Source organism: Actomonas aquatica (assembly GCF_019679435.2).
Lineage (GTDB): Bacteria > Verrucomicrobiota > Verrucomicrobiia > Opitutales > Opitutaceae > Actomonas > Actomonas aquatica.
On record NZ_CP139781.1, the window covers coordinates 1,786,434 to 1,803,506 of the forward strand.

The window sequence follows — 17,073 nt, forward strand, 5'->3', positions numbered from 1 at the left end:
AGGACTCCTTGTCATGGCTCGTAATAGTGCTCAAATTGCCCGAGCGGGGCCCCAAATCCACGCTTGCGAGGCCCCGGCAGCCCTCCGTTGAGTGAAGAAATGTCCGTCCCGTTCAACTTCGCCACGTCGATTGAGAGCGCGCTGCAAAGCGCCGCGACCTCGCTGGAGCTCGATCTGAGTCTCTTCGCGCCCGAGGTCCGCACGGCCGATCCGCGCCACGGCGATTTCCAGGCCAACGGGGTGCTGCCCTACGCCAAACGGACCCAACAGAACCCCCGCGCTCTCGGCGAGAAGATGCTCGCCGCCCTGCCTGCCGAGCTGCTCGCCGAATTTGACGTCGCGATCGCGGGTCCCGGTTTTCTCAACTTCACCCTCAAACCCGCTACGCTCGACCGGTGGCTCACGACTTACGCAACGGAAGACAGCCTGCGCGAGGGTGCCCGCGCCTCCCAAGCCGAGGCCGGTCAGACCTTCATCGTCGACTACAGCTCGCCCAACACCGCCAAGCAGATGCACGTGGGCCACCTGCGCTCCATCGTGATCGGTGAGGCCATCTGCCGCCTGCTCGATTTCGCCGGCGCCAAAGTCATCCGCGACAACCACATCGGCGACTGGGGCACCGGCTTCGGCAAACTCATCTGGGCCTACAAACGCCACCTCGACGCCGCCGCGCTCGAGGCCGATCCGCTGGAGGAGTTCGAACGCCTCTACAAGGTTGGCAACAAAGCCGCCGACGAAGATGAGAGCGTGCTGGAAGCCGCCCGCCAGGAACTCGTTAAACTCCAGGGCGGCGACGAGGAGAACCTCGCCATCTGGAAGCGCATCAACGAGGTCTCCCTCGAAGCCTTCCAGAAGATCTACGACCAGTTCGGCGTGAAGTTCGACTACACCCTCGGCGAGAGTTTCTACAACGACAAGGTCGGCCAAGTTTACCAAGAGCTCAGTGATCTCGGCCTCGCCGAAGAGAGCGAAGGCGCCCTCGTCGTCTTCCACCCGGAGCACCCGCGCTTCCACAAGCAACCCTTCCTCGTGCGCAAGAGCGACGGAGCCGCCAACTACGCCTCCACCGATCTCGCCACCCTGCTCTACCGCACCGAACACTTCGGCGCCGACGCCTCCATCTACGTGATCGACTCGCGTCAGAGTGACCACTGCGAGCAACTCTTCCTCACCGCCAAAAAGTGGTTTGAGAAGACCAACCGCAAACTGCCCCGCCTCGAACACACTTCCTTCGGCACCGTGCTCGGCGAGAACAACAAGCCGCTGAAGACCCGCTCCGGCGAAAACATCAAGCTGCGTGACCTGATCGACGAAGCCACCGAACGCGCCGCGCAACTCGTCGCCACCAAGAGCGGCGAACTGCCAGCCGACGAGCAGGCCAAAATCGCCGAGATCGTGGGCGTGGGCTCCGTCCAATACGCCGACCTGAGCCAAAACCGCTCCTCGGATTATGTGTTCTCCTGGGACAAGATGATCTCCCTCGAGGGCAACACCGCCGCCTACCTGCTCTACGCCGTCGCGCGCATTCACTCCATCTTCCGCAAACTCGCGATCGATCCCTCCGACGCCGCCGCGCTCGCCGCCGCCGACACGCTGGAGACGCCCACCGAGCTCGCCCTCGCCCGCAAGCTGGCCAAGTTCCCCGACGCCCTGCGCGCCGCCGTCACGCCCTTGCGCCCCCACATGCTCTGCCTCTTCCTCTTCGAATTGGCCGGCGAATTTAGCGCGTTCTACAGCGCCGACAAGGTCGCCGTCGACGAGCCCAACGTCCGCGCCCGCCGCCTCCGCCTCTGCGCCCGCACCTTGCTCCTGCTGGAGACCGGCCTCCACCTCCTCGGCCTGCGCACTCTAAAGCGAATGTAAAACAGCTGGCCGCCCTCCCAAGCGCCTCGCCAAAACAACCTTGCGGCTCTTCCCCCGCTGAAACAGCTTCGCGCCGATGGCCCCGCAGGAGTTCTACATCCGCAACGCGTCCGACACCGAAGCTCGCGGTCCCTTCAACCTCGAGCAACTCTCGTCGCTCGCTGAGAACGGCCAGGTGGCCGCCGACACCGTTTATTACGATGCCGCCGGCGAAAAATGGGTCCGGGTGGGCTCCAACGCCGAACTCATGACGGCGCTCTTCCCCGAGAAGAAGAAACTCAAAGTGCGCCCCAAGGATCAGGTCCAGTCGCTCAACACGTCGACGGAGAGTGTGCCGCCGATCGAGGTGACCGACATGCTCGCCGCCGCCGAAGGTCGCTCGGCCGACACCAAGGATAAAGCCGATCCCCGCGAGGCACTCGCCCGCGCCGCCCGCATCGGCATGTATGCCTGCACCGCGATCCTGCTCATCAGCGGTCTCGCCCTGCTCGCGCCCTCGATCGACACCATCGTCGCCGGTAACTACCCGAAGCTGCTCACCCAGCCCTTCGCCGTGCTCGGTGCCGTCGACCTGTTGCTCTTCCTCCTCATGATGCTGCAGGCGGTCGCCATCTACCCGATCATCCGCTTCCGTGCTGCGCTCGGCGCCGGTTTCCTCGGCCTCTTTTTCTACGTTCAAGGTGAACCCCAGACTGCTCTCTACGCCGTGCTCGGCTGCGTCGGCATCTACTTCTCCACCATCTTCACCAACCTCTTCGCGGTCATCCTCACCGCCTTGATAGGCATCGGCGGTATGGGCGCCTTTGCCTGGACGGTGCTCAACACTTGAGCGCGTCCACCGGCCCCTCGCGCCACCGCGATCCCCTCCGCCTCATGGACTGGTTGAAGCGTCAGTTCGCCGCTCTCGTCCAACTCTTCCAAGTCGACATCTGGTCGGCCGAGTCGCTGCGCGAGAACAACCCGCGCGGCCGTCTGCACGCCTTCCTGCGGGTGCTCTCCATCACCTTCAGCGGCCTCGGCGAAAACCGCGCCGTCAGCCGCGCCGCCGCGCTCAGTTTCAGTTCGCTCATCGGACTCGGGCCCCTCGTCGCTCTCACCATGATGATCGCGGGCTTCATGCTGAACGATGAAGACCCCGATCTCGCCGTCGATTACCTCAATCGCCTCATCCGCTTCGTCGCTCCCCAAATCGACCAATACGAACTCGCCGCCGCCGCCGAAGCCGTGGAAATCCAGCAGGAGACCGGCGGCACGATCGTCGTGCCGGCTCCCACCAACGACGACGGTGCCAGCTCCGACGACGCCGACGCGCCGCAGGCGATCGAAGTGCGCCCGGAGTTGGTGGAGTTCATCAACGGCTTCGTCTCCAGCTCGCGCAACGGGGCCGTCGGCGCCGTCGGCGCCCTCACGCTCATCCTGATCGTGCTGCAGCTGTTCACCTCGATTGAAACCGCCTTCAACGACATCTGGGGCGTGCGCCGGGGCCGCGCCTGGATCATGCGCATCGCCTTCTATTGGATGGTGATCTCCCTCGGCGCCGTGCTGTTTTTTGCCGCCCTGACCGGGCTCGCCGGCGGTGCCTTCACCAACGCTTTTGCCGCCAAACTGCCCTACGGCTCACAGCTGGTCGCGATGATGCAGTTCTTCCTGCCTCTCATCTCCTTCATCACCCTCGTGGTGGTGCTCACCATCTTCTACCGCGCCATCCCCAACACCCACGTCAACTGGTTCGCCGCGCTCGTCGGCGCCTTCATCGTGGGCGTGTTGCTCATCGCCAACAACTACCTGGCCTTCCTCTACATCAGCCGCGTGCTGCTCTCGCGCGCCCTCTACGGGTCGCTGGCCATTCCGATCGTGCTGATGTTCGGCCTCTACGTGTTCTGGTTCTTCGTTCTCCTCGGCGGCCAGGTGAGCTACGCCGTCCAAAACGCCCGCTTCCGCAACTCCCTCGCGGCCTGGAACACCCTCGCCGAATCCACCCGCGAACGCCTCTCCCTCATGGTGCTGCTCACGGTCTGCCGCCGCTTCCACAACTGCCAGGAGCCGCCCACCGCGCCCGAACTCGGCGAGTCCATGGGGGTGCCGGATCAACTGCTCAACGAGTGCCTCAACCGACTCGTGCGCACCGAGCTGCTCACCCCCATCCCCTCGCCTGACGGCCAGGCGACCGTCGACGACCGCTACATGCCTGCCCGCCCGCTTGGCCGCACCACGCTCGCGCATTTCAAACGCCGTGATGACGACCACGGCGACGATCCCGCCGGCCCCGACCTCGCCCACCACGAGCCGCTCCTCGCCTGTTACCATCAGGCCACCACCGAGCTCACCCAGACTGAACTTTTCCAAACCCCACTCGATCAGCTCTTCGAACAACACCCCCTGCCCCCGACCTCAACCGAGTCCGCCCGAGCCCTCCGGTAGACTCACTCCGCCGGCCGCACCCCGCCCTCGCACCACCACCACTCCCCGGTTGACACCCCCTGCGCCCGACCTAGCGTCGCTCGTTTTCTCCCCATGATTTCCTGGATCCAGATCACCTTCCAAAGGCACTTCCGTATCGTCTTCCTCGTGCTTTTGGCGGTCCTCATCGTCGCCTTCGTCTTCACGATCGGTGCCGCCCCCGGCATTGGCCAAGCTGACCGCAGCGCCCAAGCCCGCACCTTCTTCGATCTCAACCTGAGTTCGCCGGAAGGTCAGGCCACGCTCTATCAGGACGCCTCCCTCAGCATCATGCTCCAGGCCGGCACCATGCAGGTGCCCCAGGCCCAGATGCAGGAGTTCGCCCTCCAGCGCTACGCCTCCCTCTACCTCGCCAAGCAACTCAACCTGCCGGGCCCGACCGACGCCGAGCTCGAAGAGTTCATCCAAGGCGTGCGCACTTTCAGCGGCCCCGATGGCAACTTCGATCCCGAGGCCTACGCCACCTTCCGCGAGAACCTCAAAGAAGGCGGTCGCTTCACCGAGGCCGATATCGTGCGCGTCCTCAAGGGCGACTTCCTCGCCCGCCGCGTGAACAACCTCCTCAGCGGTCCCGGTTACGTCGACGAGAGCGAAGTCGCCTTCCAGCTCAAACAAACCGACACCGTCTGGACCGTAAACGTGGCTCGCGTCGACTACGCGTCCTTCGCTCCGACCATCGAGCCCAGCGACGAAGACCTTCGCACCTACTTTGACAACAATGGCTTCCGCTACGAGACGCCCGCCATGGTCCGCGTGAACTACGTCGAGTTTCCGGCCACCCGCTACCTCACCCAGGTGCAGCTCACCGACGACGAAGTGCGCGCCTTCTACGAGTCCAACCCGGCCCGCTTCCCGGCGCCGACGACCGAAGAGGGCGAAACCCCGACCATCGGCGCCGACCTCGATGCCGACTTCCTCGCCGTCCGTGACCAAGTCTCCGCCGCCCTGCGCTACGAGCGCGCCCGCAGCCTCGCCCAGCACGACGCCGCCGACCTGACCGTCGCCATCTTCGATGCCAAGGTCTCCGGCGACGCCCTCGGCGAGTTTGTCGCTACCCAAGGCCGGACCCTCCGCGCCGGTCAGCCCTTCCCACGCAACGCGCCCCCCGCCTTCCTCGGTGGCTCCGGCCAAGCTGCTGCCGCGGCCTTCCAACTCGACGAATCCCGTGCGCTGTCCGATGCCCTGCCCACCGCCGCCGGTGCCGTCGTGCTCGTGTTCCAAGAGCGCATCGAACCTGCCCCCTCCGCGTTTGAGGCCGTGGCCGACCGCGTCCGCGCCGACTACCTCGAGAACCAGAAGCGCGAGCGTTTCGTGGCCCTCGGCCGACAGCTCCGCTCCTCCCTCGAGTCCAAACTCGCCGCTGGCACAGCCTTCGCCGACGCCGTCGCCGATCTCGATGCCAAGGGTGCCACCATCAAAACCGAGAGCTTCGCCGACTTCACCCTCATGAGCCGGCCGCAGGACTTCCCGTTCTCGATCCTCTCGAGCCTGCAGAATCTCGACGCCGGTGACGTTTCCCAAATGGTCATCACGGGCCAGGAAGGTCTCATCACGCACGCCGCCGCCAAGGTCGCCCCGGTGCTCGACGAGAGCAACCCGCGCTACGCCGAGGTGAAGGCGCAGGTCGCTTCCGTCAACAGCTCCACCACCGCCTCCGCCGCCCTCCGCGCTCTGATCGCCGAGGAGCTCGGCCTCGACGGTGAAGACCACGCCGGCCACGACCACTGAGCCGCCGTTCATCTCGTTTCAATTATGCCGAAAAGGCGTCCGTCACCCGACGGACGCCTTTTTTTGATCCGTCCATCCTTACGTCAAACCGTCCATCCGGTTCACGTTCGCCAGCCCGCCGCATCGTGTTTCTTTCACGATCATGCAATTCGCCCCCTCAATTGCTCACAAATTGAACCCTGCGGGTGAAACCCTGCGACTTTTTCGCACGTCGCGTGTATTCCTTAACGAATCTCCCTTCGCCACTATGTCTCGAACGCTCCGCACCGTCTGCCTCGCCGCGCTCACCCTTTCTGCCACCGCCTCCGCCCAAGAGCCGGTGCTCACGCTTGAGGAAGCGGTCGCCCGAGCCCTCGAGAAAAACTTCGCGGTCGAAATCCAACGCTACACCACCGAAACCGCGGTGGCCGCCGTCGAAATCGCCGACGCCAACTTCGACCCGTCCTTCTTCGTCAGCGCCACCAAGAGCGTCAATCAACAGGCCCAACCGAGCAGCACGCTCGACGGTGTGAGCCAGGAAGGCCCGCGCAGTGAAAACACCACCATCCGCGCCGGTGCCCGCCAACGCATCATCACTGGTGCCGACATCGAACTCGGCGCCAACCTCAACCGCCGCGAGACCAACTCCACCTTCTCCCTGCTCAACCCGGCCTACGCCAGCGACTTCTCCCTCACCGTAAGCCAGCCGCTGCTCGCCGGCTTCGGCAGCGAGGTCAACCGCGCCGCCCTCAAACGCGCCCGCCTCGGCCTCGAACGCGCCGGTCTCGACTTCGAGTCCGCCCTCCTCGACATCGTGCGCAACGTCGAAACCGCTTACTACAACCTCGCCTTTGCCCGCGAACAGCTCGCCGTGCGCGAGTTCAGCCTCGCCGTTGCCCAAGGCCTGCTCGAGGAAAACCAAACCCGCCTCGAAACCGGCGTCGCTACCGACCTCGACGTGCTTCAGGCGCAAGTCGGTGTGGCCAACGCCAACCGCGGCGTCCTCCTCGCGCAGCAGACCGTCAAAGACCGCGAGGACGCGCTGAAGAACCTCATCACCCAGTTTGAACTCGATCGTCCGATCGGCGACATCGTGCTCCAGCCCGTCACCACGCCGAACGTTTCCTTTGCCGAGTCCTACAACCTCGCCCGCAACAACCGCCCCGACTACGCCTCCGCCGTGCTGGCCGTCGAACAGTATCGCATCGACGAACGCACCGCCACCAACGGCCGTCGTCCTTCGCTCAACCTCGATGCCGGCGTTGGCCTCAACAGCAACGAAGGTTCCGCCTCCGACTCGACCAGCAACCTGTGGGACGGTGAAGGTTACTCCTGGCAGCTCGGTCTCTCCCTCAACGTGCCGTGGGGCTTCAAGGAAGAGAAAGCCCGCCTCGCCCAGGCCCGCGCCGTGCTCAGCCGCGAAGAGGTCCGCCTGCGCCAGCTGGAGCAAAACATCATGGTCGATGTGCGCGCCGCCATCCGCTCCGTCCAAACCAGCGCCGAGAGTTTCCAGATCAGCCAGCTCGCCACCAAGCTGAGCCAGGATCAATACAACCTCGAAAAGGCCCGCTTCGACGCCGGCCTCTCCACCTTCCGCCGCGTGCAGGAATCGCAGGAAGACCTCGACACCGCTCGCGTCAACGAGATCCAAGCCGCCGTCAACCTGCGCATCGCCTTGGCCGAACTCTCCCGCCTCGAAGGCAGCTCCCTCGACCGTTTCGGCATCACGCTCGAAGCCGAAGAATAAGCGGAGTCGGGCATAAAGCCCGACCCACAGTTCCGCCGGCAACCTCCTTGTGGGTCGGGCTTTACGCCCGACTCCTCACCCCCTCACCGCTCAAACAGCGCGGCGACCGTTGCGGTCGTCGCGTCCAACTCGCGGTGCGGCGGAATCTGCGAACGGAACCAGGTGCGCTGCTTCTTCACCAGCCCGCGCGTATTGCGGCCGATTTCCACCGCCAGGTCGCGCGCCGCCAGCTCTCCCCGCAACATCGCCAAGGTTTCCCGATAGCCGATCGAACGCGCCGCGCTGGGATTCTGCTCCAGCCCGGCGCTCCGCAACGCCGCGACTTCCTCGACCAGACCATCGGCCAGCATGATCTGAATCCGCTCATCAATGCGCCGGTTGAGCTCCTCCGGATCCCGTTCCAGCCGCGTGCAACGCACCTCATGCGCTGCAAACGGACCGGGCAACGCCGCGAACTCCGCCTGCAGGGTCAACAGACCGCGCCCGCTGGCCCGACAACGCTCGAGCGCCCGCGTCACCCGTCGTGGGTTGGCCGTATCCAAATTTCCGAGACCAGCGGGATTCAGCGCCCGCAACTCCGCCACCAGCGGCGCCAGCCCTTCCCGTTCGTAACGGGCCCCGATCTCCGCGCGCAGCTCCGCCGGCACGGTCACGTTGTCGGCCACCGGCGCAAAAAACGCCTTCAGGTAAAAACCGCTGCCGCCGGTGATCAGAACCTGACGACCGCGCGCCGTAATGTCCGCGACCGCTGCCTGCGCCAGCTCCACAAAACGCCCGATGTCCATCGGCTCGGTCACGTCACGGATGTCGACCAGATGATGCGGCACGCGCGCGAGCTCGGCCGCGGTCGGCTTGGCCGTGCCGATGTTCATCCCGCGATAGAACAACAAGGAGTCGCAGGAAATGATCTCGGCGTCGTTGGCCTCCGCCCAGCGCAGCGCCAACTCGGTCTTCCCCACCGCAGTGGGACCCGTGAGCACGTGCAGAACCGATAACGCTGTCGACATCGCCGCCGAGTAGGCCCGGAGCCGGGTTTTGTTACAAGGACGTGATAACAAATCCGTCGCGTTCTTTTCGCCTCGCCCCCCTCTGCGGCACCGGTTGCAACCAGCCTCAGTTTTGCACCTCGCACTCGTTACCGAAACCTTTCCGCCGGAGATCAATGGGGTCGCCATGACGCTCGGTCACGTCGCCGAAGGCCTCACCGAACGCGGCCATCACGTGGTGGTTCATCGGCCTCGCCAACGCGACGAAGCCCCCGAGGCTCCCAATCAAAACATCTACCCCGAGGTTCGTCATCCGAGCCTGCCCATTCCCGGCTACCCCTTCCTGCGCTTTGGCCTGCCGGTGCGCGGTCGCCTGCTCAAGGCCTGGCGCACGCAGCGGCCCGACCTCGTCCACATCGCCACCGAGGGTCCGCTCGGTTACGCCGCGTTGCTCGCCGCTCACAAGCTGCGCATCCCGGTGAGTTCCAGCTTTCACACCAACTTCCACGACTACAGCGCGCACTACGGTTTCGCCTGGTTGGAACGACCGGTCCTCGGTTACCTGCGCCACTTCCATAACCGCACCCGCATCACCCTGTCGCCGTCGCCCGATCTCAACGCGCAACTCACGGCCGATGGATTCCGCGACGTCCGCCTGCTCTCGCGCGGCGCCAACACCCGCGTCTTCAACCCCGGGCATCGCTCCAACGAACTGCGCGCCAGCTGGGGGGCCGGGCCGGAGGATTTGGTCGTGATTCACGTCAGCCGTCTCGCCGCCGAGAAAAACTACGCGCTGCTCTTCCGTTGCTACGACGCCATCCTGCGCCACGACCCCAGCGCCCGTTTTGTGATCGTGAGCGACGGACCGGAACGCGCCAAACTCGAGCGCGCGCACCCGTGGGCGCACTTCACCGGCTTCCTGCCGCGCGACGAGATGGCCCGCCACTACGCCTCGGCCGACCTGTTCCTCTACCCCAGCCTCACCGAAACTTTCGGCAACGTGGTCATGGAAGCCATGGCTTCCGCCCTGCCCGTCGTCGCCTTCAACTACGCCGCCGCCGCCCGTTACATTCAGGATCATGTGAGCGGTCGCCTCGCCAACTTCGGCGACACCGAAGGTTTTATGCGCATGTCCCGCTCGCTCGCCGTCGATCGCAGCAGCCGCAGCCGCTACGGCCTCGCCGCCCGTGCCGTCGCCGAAACCGTGCCATGGGATGCCGTGCTGGACGGCCTCGACCGGGACCTCCAGAGTGTGATCGCCAACGCCGCGCGTTCATGAGCTCACGCTACGACATTCGGTCCGCCCGGACCTGCTTCATCTTCAATCCCCACTCCGGCCACAACCGCCGCGATCCCTACCTGCTGGACCGCACCCGGGCCTTCATCACCGAGCACAAACTGCCCGCCGAGGTCCGGCTCACCGAACGTCCCCGCCACGCCACCGACCTCGCCCGCGCCGCCATCGCGGAGGGCTGCGAACTCGTCGTCGCGATTGGCGGCGACGGCACCCTCAACGAAGTTGCCGCCGCCCTCGTCGACTCTCCGGCCGCGCTCGGTCTCATCCCCTGCGGTTCCGGCAATGGACTCGGCCGCCACCTCGGCATCCCCGACCCCGGTCGCGGTGCTTACCGCACCCTGCTCGACGGTCGTATCCGAGCCATCGATACGGGCGTCGCCAACGGCCACCCCTTTTTCAACGCCATGGGCATCGGCTTCGACGCCGAGATCAGTTCCCGCTTCAACCATCTCACTCGCCGCGGTCTCTCCGCCTATGTGCGCACCGGGCTGAGCGCATGGTTTGGTTACCAGCCCCAGACCTACGCCATCGCCAATGGCACCAGCGAACTGGAAACCCGCGCCTTCATCGTCGCGGTGGCCAACTCCGACCAATACGGCAACGACTGCTTCATCGCGCCGGGCGCCTCGGTCGATGACGGCCAGCTCAACCTCACCGTGCTCAAACACGTCTCGGTCCTCAACGCCGCCCCGCTGGCCTGGCGCTTGTTTCGTGGTCGACTCGACGGCAGCCCCCAGGCCGTGCGCCTCACCGGTGCGCACTTCACCCTGCAGCGCGCCCACGCCGGCCCGATCCATACCGACGGCGAGGTGCACGAAACCGGCACCACGATCGACATCGCGGTCAAGCCGCGCAGCCTCCGCGTTTTGGTTCCCTCCGAGAGGTAACGTTACCGTGACGAACCGCGCGCGCCTCTAGGCAAGCGCCCCCCAAACCTGCTAGGGTGCAAATCCGATGACACCGAAACCGCTCAAGGTGAGGACCGTGATAATCTCCGATGTGCACTTGGGCACCTACGACTGCAAAGTCCGTGAGGTGAACCACTTCCTCAAGCACACCCGCTGCGACAAGCTCATACTCAACGGCGATATCATCGATGGCTGGAGGCTGAAAAAGACCGGGCATTGGCCCAAGTCCCACACCCGTTTCATTCGGCTCGTGCTGAAGAAAATGGAAAAGAAGGACACCGAGGTGATCTACCTGCGGGGCAATCACGACGACGTGTTGGCCAAGTTTCTGCCCATCGCGTTCGAGAACCTGCAGATCGTCGAAGACTACGTGCACGAGACGCCGCGGGGGAATTACTTCGTGTTGCACGGCGACGTCTTCGACACCGTCACAAAGAACTTCGTCTTCCTCGCCTACCTCGGTGACTGGGGCTACCGGCTCCTCATGCGCATCAACCGCCTCTACAACCATTGGCGGGCCTGGCGCGGCAAGGACTACTACTCCCTTTCCAAAGCCGTGAAGGCGCGCGTGAAGCAGGCCGTGAATCACGTGTCCAACTTCGAAGAGCACATCGTCGAACTCGCGCGCAGCCGCGACTGCATCGGCGTCATGTGCGGCCACATCCACACCGCGGCCGACAAGGTCTACGACGGCGTCCACTACCTCAACAGCGGCGACTGGGTCGAGTCCCTCACCGCCATCGTTGAACACGAGGACGGTCGCTTTGAGATCATCGACTTCGCCGAGTTCGTGAAGACCTACCCGATGCCGGCCGACGAAGAAAACGAGCGCGTCGACGCCTCCGATCTCAACGAGGTCATCGCTCCCGCCCCGGCAACGGCGCCCATCACGCCCAACGTCGCCTGATCGCGCGCAGCAGCGGCTGCGCGTAGCTTTTATTCCGCCACTTCGACGCGGTCGCGCCCGTTGGACTTGGCCGCGTAAAGCGCCTTGTCCGCCGCCTGCACCAACGCCTTGGCCGTGGTGGCGTGGTGCGGCATGGCAGCGACGCCCGCGCTGATCGTCACCGTGAGTTCCTTGCCGTCCTCATCCAGTGGATACGGCGTCCCGTGAACGACCTCGACGATGCGAGTCGCCAGCTTGCGCGCGGCCTCGGCATCCAGCTCGACCAACAGCACGGCCAATTCCTCGCCGCCAAATCGCGCCAGACGATCAACCTTGCGCATCAGTCCGCCGAGCCGTCGGGCGGTCTCGCGCAGCACCGCGTCGCCCGCCGGATGACCGTGGGTGTCGTTGACCGATTTGAAGTGATCGAGATCGAGCAGCACCAGGGAGAAGTCGCGGCCAAAACGCTTCGCGCGTTCCGTTTCTTCGGCGAGGATGCGGTTGAACTCCCGCCGATTGAGCAAGCCGGTGAGCGCATCGTGCGTGGCGAGGCGTTTGAGCTCCGCCAGGGTTTCGCTCAGCTTCAGCGCGTATCGCAACGAGCGCTCGAGCATCGAAGCCGAGATCTCGCCCTTGACCAAATAATCGAGCGCGCCGGCGTTCATCGCTTCGATGTCGATGCTCGAGGAAGATTCGGCCGTCAGGAAAATGATCGGCACCTCACAGCCCGCCTCCTTGGCCTCCCGAATGAGCTCCAAGCCGTCCCGGGGACCAAGCTGAAAATCCAATAAACAGGCGGTGTGTTCGCCGCTGAGCAGCCGTTGTAGGCCCTCCTCATAAGTGGCCGCCCATTCGAAAGCGTAAACCTCACCGTGAAAGGCTTTTAGCTGCTGCTGCACAATCCGCGCCTGCAGGCGGTCGTCGTCGATGAGGAGAAGCTTACGTGAGTCCATATGGGCCTACCCGTATTGCCCTATCGCGTTTGTGAGCTGCAAGCGTTTAACACGTGGAGCGCTGTCTTCATCGCGGACAGATCCAATTTAGTCTCGCCCCACTCCGGCGACCAGATCGGAGACTTTAGCCGCCATCGCCGGACCGATCTCCGCGCGAGCGTCCACGCGGTCGCGGATCACATTCACGAGCGCGCTGCCCACCACGACACCGTCAGCATGCGCGGCGACTTCATGGACGTGTTCGCGGCGCGAGATGCCGAAGCCGACGACCACAGGCAGCTCCGTGTGGCGTTTGATGGTCGCAATCGCGTCGGGCACGTTGGCCGCCACGCTGTCCCGCTCGCCCGTCACGCCTTCGCGAGACACGTAATAGATGAAGCCGGTCGTCGCCGCGGCGATGGTCGGTAGGCGGGCTTCCGGGGTGGTCGGCGCGACGATGAAAACCGTCTTCAGGCCATGCGCCTGGCAGGCTGCGGAGAGTTCGTCGGCTTCCTCGGGAGGCAGATCGAGCGTAAGCAGACCGTCGAGCCCGGCTTCTTTGGCGCGCTTCACGTAGGCATCGACGCCGTTGGAAAACACCAGGTTGTAGTAGGTGTAGAACACGATGGGCGTCTCGGGGAATTCGGACCGCAGCTCAGCCACAAACGCAAACACCCGCTCCGCCGTCATCCCGCCCTCCAGCGCGCGCTGGGCGGCGAGCTGGTTGGTCAGGCCGTCAGCCAGAGGATCGGAAAACGGCACGCCCAACTCCAGCACGTCGACGCCGTTGCGCAGCAAAGCGCGGCAGGCTTCGAGGGAGCTGTCGAAATCCGGATCACCGGCACAGAGGTAGGCCACAAAAGCGGCACGGTTTTGAGCCTGGGCGCGGGCGAAAGCTTGGGCGATGCGATCCATGAGTCCGCCATCGCGCCAAATTCCCCGCGCGGGGGCAAAGCCTATTTCGCAACCGACGCCATCAACTCAGCTCAAAATCCACCAGCACGGGCCGGTGATCGGAGAGCATCGCGCGCACCACCCGACAACTCGGCTCGCGCGCGCGGGGCGGCATAAAAACGAAGTCCAGCAACCGCGCCGGCAGCGGCGACGGAAAGGTGCGGCCGCGCCGCGGGTGCAGCGTGTAAGGTGCCAAGTCCTGCAGGTGGCGCTTGAGCGCGGCGGTCACGTCGGACGCACCGCCGGGCGTATTGAAGTCGCCGCAAACGATCGGCAGCACCGGCCATTCGCCGCCGTGGGCCTGCCGTTTGGCGCGGAGGAAATCGAGCAACTGCTCGAGCTGCCGGAAGCGGTGCATCCGCGAGCGATAATGCAGGTGCAGGTTAACCAACGGCACCCGCATGCCGTGCAGGTCCACCTCGGCGAAAATGAAGCCCTTCTCGCCGACTTGGCGTTGGCCGAAGCTCACCGTCTCGGACGCGATGATGGGATGCCGCGACAAGATGCCGTTGCCGTAGGCGAGATTGATCAGTCCTTCCCGGCGGTTGTGCACCCCGAAGACCGAGTAGGGCATGCCGGTGTGCTGGCTCAGGTAGTCGAGCTGGTCAAAGTTGCCTGCCCAGCGCGACCGTTGGTCGATCTCCTGCAGCGCCACGACATCGGCGTCCAACCGCGTCAGCAGATCGGCAATCTTACGCAGATTGCGCCGCAACTTCTCGGCCGAAGTGATCCCTTGGATGGGATTCAGCCCGCGGCCGTGGGCGATGTTGAATGTCACAATGCGCACCCGTTGCATGCACTTAGGGTGATCCGACGCCGGGCCGATTCAAGATTCCATGCGGGTTCATTATATTCCCCTTGCGTTATATTCCCGCTTGGGAATGTTCCCGCTTCATGGAGCTCGTTGAGATCTACCAATGCCTCTGCGATCAGACCCGCCTGCGCATCCTGAACCTGTTACTGCGGGGGCCACTCTGCGTCTGTCACCTGCAGGAGGTGCTGGAGGAGAAACAGGTGAAGGTCTCCAAACATCTCGCCTACCTCAAGGAGCGCGGACTCGTGACCGCTGAGCGCCGCGGCACGTGGATGATCCACGCCATCGCGACAGATCGCGCTCCCGAACTCGAACGCAACCTCGCCTGCCTGCAGGACTGCACCCGCGAGAACCCGATTTTCACCGAAGACCTCAAGCGCCTCACCCAGCTGGAATCGACCGTCGACGCGGTCAACGCCTGCTGTGCTCCGAGCACCTGCGCCTCCACCCCCTCCCAAACCTGACGCCCTCCTTGCCCAGCCCAACCCACCCAACCATGAGCACCACCGCCACCACGCCCGCCGCCGTTTCCATCCACCAGCTCAAGGCCGCTCTCAGCGCCGCCCCAGAGCTCCCGCTCACCGTCATCTGGACCGATGGCGAGCCGATCGAACCGCACTTTCACGTGACCGAAGTCGGCCGCGTGCAAAAGGACTTCGTGGATTGCGGCGGCACCGTGCGCCGCGAGGTCACGTGCCTGCTGCAGACCTGGGTCGGTCCGGACGAGGACCATCGCATCACCGCCGACAAGTTGCTCAAAGCCTTCGCGCACGCCGAGCCGATCCTCGGCGCCGAGGACCTGCCCGTGGAGCTCGAATACGAGGCCTGCAACGTGGTGCAGCTCAAACTCGTCGAGGTCCGCCAAGAGGCCGATCGTTTCGTGATCCAACTCGGCCACAAGCACACAGATTGCCTCGCCAAGGACGTGTGCCTGCCCGGCTCCGGCTGCTGCTAATCTCCCCTACTGCCCCCCTCACGTTCCGCTCGCGCCATGTCCGACGCCGTCGCTAAAAACATGAGTTTCCTGGACCGTTACCTGACGGTCTGGATCTTCGCCGCCATGGCTGTGGGCGTGTTGCTCGGCCATTTTGTGATCACCGATGCCGCGACGTTTTTTGCGCCGCTCACCATCGGCACCACCAATGTGCCCATCGCCGTCGGACTCATCCTGATGATGTATCCGCCGCTGGCCAAGGTGCGCTACAGCCGCCTGCCGCAGGTTTTCGGCAACCCGCGCGTGCTCAGCCTCTCGCTGGTGCTCAACTGGTTCGTGGGCCCTCTGCTCATGTGGGGCCTCGCGGTGATCTTCCTGCGCGACCAACCCGGCTACATGGTCGGTCTCATCCTCGTCGGCATCGCGCGCTGCATCGCCATGGTCTTGGTGTGGAACGATCTGGCTGACGGCAGTCGCGAATACGCCGCCGCCCTCGTCGCCCTCAACAGCATTGCCCAGATCCTCACCTACGGCCTCTACGCTTGGTTTTTCCTCACCGTGTTGCCGCCGCTCATCGGCCTCGAGAGCACGGTCGTCGACGTGTCGATGGGACAGATTTTCCAGAGCGTGATGATCTATCTAGGCATCCCCTTCGCCGCGGGGGCGCTCAGCCGCATCGTGCTGGTGCCGCTCAAGGGCGAGACCTGGTATGAGCAGACCTTCCTGCCGCGCATCTCCCCGCTCACGCTCAGTGCCTTGCTCTTCACCATCGTGGTGATGTTCACCTTCAAGGGGGATACCATCGTGCAGCTGCCCTTCGACGTGCTGCGCATCGCCCTGCCCTTGCTGGTGTATTTTGCGGTCATGTTCCTGGTGAGCTTCGTCCTCGCCGGCCGCGTGGGCGCCAACTACGAGCAAGCCACCTCGGTCGCCTTCACGTCGGCGGGCAACAATTTCGAGTTGGCGATCGCCGTCGCCATTGCGGTGTTTGGCGTCGACTCCGCCGTCGCGCTCGCCGCCGTCGTGGGCCCCTTGGTGGAAGTGCCCGCGCTCATCGCGCTGGTGCACGTCGCGTTCTGGTTCCGCCGCCGCTGGGCCGCCCGCGCCGCCTGATTTTCCATCACCTTCCCTCCTGCTTCATGAAACCCAATATCCTCATTCTCTGCACCGGTAACTCCTGCCGCAGCCACATGGCCGAAGGCCTTCTACGCGCCGCCGCTGGCGATCTCGTGGACGTCCACAGCGCGGGTTCCAATCCCGCCGGTTACGTGCACCCCAAAGCCATCGCCGCGCTCGCCGAGCTCGGACTCGACCTCTCCGGTCACAGTTCAAAGCACATGAACGATTTCCTCGATCGCGACATCCACACCGTGATCACCGTCTGCGGCAACGCCGACCAAGCCTGCCCCACCTACCCGGGCCAAGTGAACCGCTACCACTGGGGCTTCGACGACCCCGCCCACGCCACCGGCACGGACGAGGAAATCATGGCGGAATTCCGCCGCGTGCGGGACGAAATCAAACTCGTCTTCGAAGCCTACGCCGCCGGCCTCCGCGCCGCCCGAGAACTGGGTTAAAGCCGACC

General features: G+C 64.6%; 16 protein-coding genes. 12 read left to right on the forward strand and 4 right to left on the reverse strand.

All coding sequences use genetic code 11. From position 1 onward, the window contains the following. The first annotated feature begins 99 nt into the window (after positions 1-99). From argS to K1X11_RS06875, 5 genes are all read left to right on the forward strand, one after another. On the forward strand, positions 100-1,863 hold the full coding sequence (gene argS / locus K1X11_RS06855; protein ID WP_221030992.1) for an arginine--tRNA ligase: 1,764 nt from the start codon (positions 100-102) through the stop codon (positions 1,861-1,863). A gap of 76 nt (positions 1,864-1,939) precedes the next feature. Next, positions 1,940-2,692, forward strand: coding sequence for a DUF4339 domain-containing protein (locus K1X11_RS06860; RefSeq protein ID WP_221030993.1), 753 nt, complete (start codon positions 1,940-1,942; stop codon positions 2,690-2,692). A gap of 44 nt (positions 2,693-2,736) precedes the next feature. Beyond that, positions 2,737-4,284: a YihY/virulence factor BrkB family protein gene (locus K1X11_RS06865; protein ID WP_221030994.1), complete on the forward strand. Its 1,548-nt coding sequence runs from the start codon at positions 2,737-2,739 to the stop codon at positions 4,282-4,284. Positions 4,285-4,377: 93 nt separating this feature from the next. Beyond that, on the forward strand, positions 4,378-6,051 hold the full coding sequence (locus K1X11_RS06870; protein WP_221030995.1) for a peptidylprolyl isomerase: 1,674 nt from the start codon (positions 4,378-4,380) through the stop codon (positions 6,049-6,051). Between the two features lie 247 nt (positions 6,052-6,298). Beyond that, positions 6,299-7,777, forward strand: coding sequence for a TolC family protein (locus K1X11_RS06875; RefSeq protein WP_221030996.1), 1,479 nt, complete (start codon positions 6,299-6,301; stop codon positions 7,775-7,777). 83 nt (positions 7,778-7,860) lie between these two features. Here K1X11_RS06875 and miaA read toward each other — a convergent pair whose 3' ends face one another. Next, positions 7,861-8,784 carry a tRNA (adenosine(37)-N6)-dimethylallyltransferase MiaA gene (miaA, locus tag K1X11_RS06880; RefSeq protein ID WP_221030997.1) on the reverse strand — a complete coding sequence of 308 codons (924 nt, stop codon included), beginning with the start codon at positions 8,782-8,784 and terminating at the stop codon, positions 7,861-7,863. Between the two features lie 112 nt (positions 8,785-8,896). Here miaA and K1X11_RS06885 point away from each other — a divergent pair, with 112 nt between their 5' ends. From K1X11_RS06885 to K1X11_RS06895, 3 genes are all read left to right on the forward strand, one after another. Next, a complete protein-coding gene (locus K1X11_RS06885) occupies positions 8,897-10,042 on the forward strand; it encodes a glycosyltransferase family 4 protein (RefSeq protein ID WP_221030998.1) in 1,146 nt (381 codons plus the stop codon). Beyond that, positions 10,039-10,947: a diacylglycerol/lipid kinase family protein gene (locus tag K1X11_RS06890; RefSeq protein WP_221030999.1), complete on the forward strand. Its 909-nt coding sequence runs from the start codon at positions 10,039-10,041 to the stop codon at positions 10,945-10,947. Before K1X11_RS06885 ends, K1X11_RS06890 begins: the two co-directional genes overlap by 4 nt. A gap of 97 nt (positions 10,948-11,044) precedes the next feature. Next, on the forward strand, positions 11,045-11,875 hold the full coding sequence (locus tag K1X11_RS06895) for a UDP-2,3-diacylglucosamine diphosphatase (RefSeq protein WP_324726133.1): 831 nt from the start codon (positions 11,045-11,047) through the stop codon (positions 11,873-11,875). A 29-nt stretch (positions 11,876-11,904) separates the two neighbouring features. On the opposite strand, the gene K1X11_RS06900 is transcribed toward K1X11_RS06895, so the two are convergent. The 3 genes from K1X11_RS06900 to K1X11_RS06910 all read right to left on the reverse strand — a co-directional run bounded on the left by K1X11_RS06900 (position 11,905) and on the right by K1X11_RS06910 (position 14,536). Beyond that, positions 11,905-12,807, reverse strand: coding sequence for a GGDEF domain-containing response regulator (locus K1X11_RS06900; RefSeq protein ID WP_221031001.1), 903 nt, complete (start codon positions 12,805-12,807; stop codon positions 11,905-11,907). 87 nt (positions 12,808-12,894) lie between these two features. After that, on the reverse strand, positions 12,895-13,701 hold the full coding sequence (trpA, locus tag K1X11_RS06905) for a tryptophan synthase subunit alpha (protein WP_221031002.1): 807 nt from the start codon (positions 13,699-13,701) through the stop codon (positions 12,895-12,897). A 61-nt stretch (positions 13,702-13,762) separates the two neighbouring features. After that, positions 13,763-14,536: an endonuclease/exonuclease/phosphatase family protein gene (locus K1X11_RS06910; RefSeq protein WP_221031003.1), complete on the reverse strand. Its 774-nt coding sequence runs from the start codon at positions 14,534-14,536 to the stop codon at positions 13,763-13,765. 98 nt (positions 14,537-14,634) lie between these two features. Here K1X11_RS06910 and K1X11_RS06915 point away from each other — a divergent pair, with 98 nt between their 5' ends. From K1X11_RS06915 to K1X11_RS06930, 4 genes are read left to right on the forward strand one after another with little or no spacing between them, the layout of a single operon-like run. Further along, on the forward strand, positions 14,635-15,018 hold the full coding sequence (locus K1X11_RS06915; RefSeq protein WP_221031004.1) for an ArsR/SmtB family transcription factor: 384 nt from the start codon (positions 14,635-14,637) through the stop codon (positions 15,016-15,018). 32 nt (positions 15,019-15,050) lie between these two features. After that, entirely contained in the window at positions 15,051-15,509 is a 459-nt protein-coding gene (locus K1X11_RS06920) for a DUF6428 family protein (RefSeq protein ID WP_221031005.1), read from the forward strand. A 36-nt stretch (positions 15,510-15,545) separates the two neighbouring features. After that, positions 15,546-16,601 (forward strand): ACR3 family arsenite efflux transporter, encoded by a 1,056-nt coding sequence (gene arsB / locus K1X11_RS06925; protein ID WP_221031006.1) that lies wholly within the window; start codon positions 15,546-15,548, stop codon positions 16,599-16,601. A gap of 26 nt (positions 16,602-16,627) precedes the next feature. Continuing rightward, complete coding sequence (locus K1X11_RS06930; RefSeq protein ID WP_221031007.1) at positions 16,628-17,065, forward strand: arsenate reductase ArsC; 438 nt, start codon at positions 16,628-16,630, stop codon at positions 17,063-17,065. Positions 17,066-17,073 lie beyond the last annotated feature (8 nt).